1 protein-coding gene is annotated in these 1101 nt (G+C 59.5%); it reads right to left on the reverse strand.

Annotated features, from left to right (window positions below; genetic code table 11):
• On the reverse strand, positions 1-448 hold a 448-nt coding region (locus tag ACZ7GZ_RS43460), incomplete at its 3' end, for an ATP-binding protein (RefSeq protein ID WP_471033399.1).
• Positions 449-1101 lie beyond the last annotated feature (653 nt).

Below are 1101 nucleotides of genomic sequence, written 5' to 3' on the forward strand. Positions count from 1 at the left end.
GACAGACCCTTCTTGTTGGGGTGGTGGCCTCAGGTGCCGCTGGCAGGGCGAGGACGCACCAGGTGGTTGAGCCGTCCTCGCTGATACCCCAGGAGCCGGTTCGCTCGTTGGCGATAGCTTCCACGAGCCATAGTCCCCGGCCGTTCTCCTGGCTTTCGCACGGTCTGCTCTTGATTGGACGGGGCTTGGCCACGCCATCGTGCACCTGGATCAGTAGGTAGCCGTCCAAGCGGTCGAGAGTCAGCGTGACTTCTTCTCCGGTGCTGTGCTGGATGGCGTTGGTAACCAGCTCGGAGACGATCAGCGTCGTGTCTTCCAATATGCAGTCCAGGCCGTGCTCCGTTAGGCACATCCGGGTGAGGCCTCGCACTATTGTGACCTGTGAAGCGTCTGCAAGGCTGGGGAGTTCGTCTGCCTGGCGCTTGGTGATCGGGAAGGTGGAAGTCATCAGCTGGGTACCAGCGATGCAGGGGCGGTCCAACCGTGCGGGTTCCGTCCTCATTTGCGTTTCCTCTGGGTGCCTGGGGGGTGCCATCGCGGCTGAGGCTGGCCGCGGATGGCTGACAAACGCTGCCCGCTTTTCCTGAGCTTTTTTCTGTAACTGTTGCTTTCTGTTGCGGGAGTCACAAACATTGGACAACCTCCCCGTCAATGGCGGCCGCGATGGAATGGTCTCGTGACATCCGACGGGTTGGTTATGCTAAGCGGTGAGCTGCGGCACACCGATCCTTACCATTAGGCAAAGTTTGATACCCGTCAAGAAGTCCGTGCAGGGCGCTTCCGTCTGTTCTGTTTGGATATCAGTACAGGAGCGAGTCGTACATGCACCTGACGTCAACAATGGCGGGCACATAAAGCAAGGTCGTGAACTTGTGAAAAGGTGCTCCTTGTCGTTGCGGTGGTGTTGTCTACACATGACGGCGTTATCAAGGTGAGTGGTGGGGGCGCGATGATCTTGGTGAGGACCGTCGCGGGGGGGTCTGCAGGTGGTGAGGCGTCCCCCGGAGTGTGGACACGGGGGTTTCATGTTGCGTGGGTGAGCGTGCGCTCTGCTGTTGCTGTTCGAATTCGGCTGGTGAGAGGTAGTTGAGGGCGCTATGT

It is taken from the genome of Streptomyces sp. NPDC037288, assembly GCF_055603265.1.